The sequence below is a fragment of the Variovorax sp. 01T439_2 genome, from assembly GCF_056398445.1.
The window spans coordinates 1-2,678 of sequence record NZ_JBFTPJ010000830.1 but is presented as its reverse complement, the minus strand read 5'-3'; the positions used below and the strand labels follow the sequence as shown (position 1 = coordinate 2,678).

Below are 2,678 nucleotides of genomic sequence, written 5' to 3'. Positions count from 1 at the left end.
GGCCCGCCGGCTCCGACGCGAAGCTGCAGCCGTGCGCCATGGCGAGCTTCACCGCGCGGCCGCGCGCGCCGTCGAGCCGGATGCGCACGCGGTCGGCATGCCGCCGCAGCTGGCCCTGGTCGATGCACCACGACAGCGCCCGCTCGAACAGCGTGGGCGTGGTGAGCGTGGCCAGCAGCTTGGTTTCGAGCAGCCGCTCCTTCAGTTCGGGCGAGGCGGCCAGGAAGCCGATGCGCCAGTTGGGCGCCAGGATCTTGGCGAAGCCGCTGACGTAGATGGTGCGCTGCAGCCCGTCGAGCGCGCTGAGCCGCGTGGCGTGCTCGGGCGCGAGGTGGCTGTAGGTGTCGTCCTCGACGATGTGGAAGTCGTGTTCGTTGGCCAGCTTGAGCACGCGGTGCGCGCTGCCGGGCGTGAGGCTGTAGCCGGTCGGGTTGTGCAGCACGCTCACGCTCACGAAGAGCTTGGGGCTGTGCAGCTGGCAGTACTGCGCCATCACCTCCAGGTCGGGCCCGTCGGCGCGGCGCGGCACCGGCAGGATGCGCATGCCCAGCGCCTCGAGCCGCGCGAATTCGAGCGCCCAGCCGGGCTCCTCGACCATCACCGGATCGCCCGCGCGCAGCAGCGTGCGGCTCACGATGTCCAGCGCATGCGTGGCGCCCACCGTGGTCACGATCTGGTCGGGCGCGGCGGGCACGTTGATGCCCACCAGCTTGTTCGAGAGGCTGCGGCGCAGCGCGGCGTCGCCCGAGGGTTCGCCGTACTGGAGCGACAGCTCCTGCAGCGCGGCTGTACTGGTCATGCGGCGCACCGCCGTCGGCATGAAGGCGGAAGCCATCCAGTCGGGCGGAAACACGCCCATGCCCGGCTGCGGCTTGTCGCTGGGCCGATGGAACATGCTGCGGATGAGCGAGCTGGCATCGGCCGGCACGCGCGAGGCCATCATCTGGACGACCATGGGCGCCGCGTTGGGGGGGCGCCCCTCCTGCGCCGGCGCCGAGTCGCGCACGTAGAAGCCGCGCTGGCGGCGCGCCTCGACCAGGCCCTGCGCCAGCAGCTGGTCGTAGGCCGCCACCACCGTGTAGGGGCTCACGCCCTGCTGGCGCGCGCATTCGCGCACCGAGGGCAGGCGCGCGCCGGGCGGCAGCAGCCGGGTGCGGATGCGTTCGGCCAGCCGGTCGGCCAATTGCCCCGTGAGCGACTGGGTGGAGGTTCGTGTCAGCATCTGGGGCTTGGCTTCTGTGTCGAAAGAAAGACCAATACAGTTTCCGAATATGTTCGATCAACTGTATCGGAACTGTAATGGTGTGAAAGTTTAGAGTGTATGCAATGAACTGGCAAGAATTCACCGCGCTGCTGGTGCTGGCCACGGCGATGAGTTTCTCGCCCGGTCCCAACACCACGCTTTCCACCGCCCTGGCGGCCAACGGCGGCCTGCCGCGCGCCATGCGCTTCGTGGTGGCCGTGCCGGTCGGCTGGACGCTGCTGCTGGTGCTGTGCGCGGCCGGCATCGGCGCGCTGGTGGTGGCGGTGCCTTCGCTGCGCCTGGGCATCAAGGCGCTGGGCGTGGGCTACCTCTTGTGGCTGGCCTACAAGCTGAGCGGCAGCGGCAGCGGCACGCTCGGCCGCGCCGATGGCGCCAGCCTCGACGTCGGCTTCGGCCAGGGCGTGATGCTGCAGTTCGTCAACATCAAGGCCTGGCTGCTCGCGCTCACGCTGGTGGCCGGCTGGATCGCGGGCCAGCCCGATGCGCTCGGGCGCTTCGCCATCGTCGCGCCGGTGATGCTGGTCTACGCCTTCATCAGCAACTTCACCTATGCATTGGCGGGAGCGCTGCTGCGCGAATGGCTCTCCAAGGGCAAGCGCCTGCTGTGGTTCAACCGCGCGATGGGGCTGGTGCTGGTGCTCACGGCCTGGTGGATGCTGGGCGTATGAGCAACCGCCTCCCTATCAAGGACGAAACGCTGGGCATGTGGCTCGGCGTGATCGGCGTGGCGCTGTTTGCCATCACCTTGCCGATGACGCGGCTGGCCACCGGCACGCAGGGCGCGCCGCAGCTGTCGCCGTGGTTCGTCACGCTCGGGCGCGCCGCGCTCGCGGGCATTCTCTCGACGGTCTTCCTGCTCGCCACGCGCTCGCCGCGGCCCGCGGCGCACCAGTGGAAGCCGCTTGGCATGGCGGTGCTCGGCAACGTGATCGGCTATCCGCTGCTGCTGGGCTACGCCTTGCGCGTGGTCACGGCCAGCCACGCGGCGGTGGTGACGGCGCTGCTGCCGCTCGTGACCGCGGCAGTCGCGGCCTGGGTGCTGCACCAGCGCGCGCGGCTCGGCTTCTGGCTCTGCGCCATTGCGGGCAGCCTGCTGGTGGTGCTGTTCTCAGTGCTGCGCGCAAGCCAGGGCGGCCACGGCTTCGGCTTCGAATGGGCCGACCTGCTGCTGGTCGGCGCGGTGGTCGCGGCTTCGTTCGGCTACATCTACGGCGCGCAGGTCACGCCGTCGCTCGGCGCCGAGCGGGTGATCTGCTGGGTCTGCGTGATGGCGCTGCCCGTGACGCTGCCCGCCACGCTGGCCCTGTGGCCCGCGGAGCCCATCGCCACCTCGGCCTGGCTGGGCTTCGTCTATGTCGGCGTGTTCTCGATGTGGATCGGCTTCTTCGCCTGGTACCGCGGCCTGGCCTTGGGC

Annotated in this window: 3 protein-coding genes; 2 read left to right on the top strand and 1 reads right to left on the bottom strand. The window is 70.2% G+C overall.

Features of this window, described 5'->3' with window-relative positions:
- Nucleotides 1-1,222 (bottom strand): aminotransferase-like domain-containing protein (locus tag AC1DOC_RS28445; RefSeq protein ID WP_478130997.1); only part of this gene is annotated, 1,222 nt, incomplete at its 3' end.
- A gap of 104 nt (nucleotides 1,223-1,326) precedes the next feature.
- On the opposite strand from AC1DOC_RS28445, the gene AC1DOC_RS28440 reads away from it, so the two are divergent.
- Nucleotides 1,327-1,932 carry a LysE family translocator gene (locus AC1DOC_RS28440; protein ID WP_478079147.1) on the top strand — a complete coding sequence of 202 codons (606 nt, stop codon included), beginning with the start codon at nucleotides 1,327-1,329 and terminating at the stop codon, nucleotides 1,930-1,932.
- The coding region (locus AC1DOC_RS28435) for a DMT family transporter (RefSeq protein WP_478130996.1) at nucleotides 1,929-2,678 on the top strand (750 nt) is incomplete at its 3' end. The genes AC1DOC_RS28440 and AC1DOC_RS28435, both read left to right, overlap by 4 nt.

Coding starts and splice junctions, on each gene's coding strand:
- AC1DOC_RS28440 (WP_478079147.1), top strand. CDS start 1,327: ATGAACTGGCAAGAATTCACCGCGCTGCTGGTGCTGGCCACGGCGATG.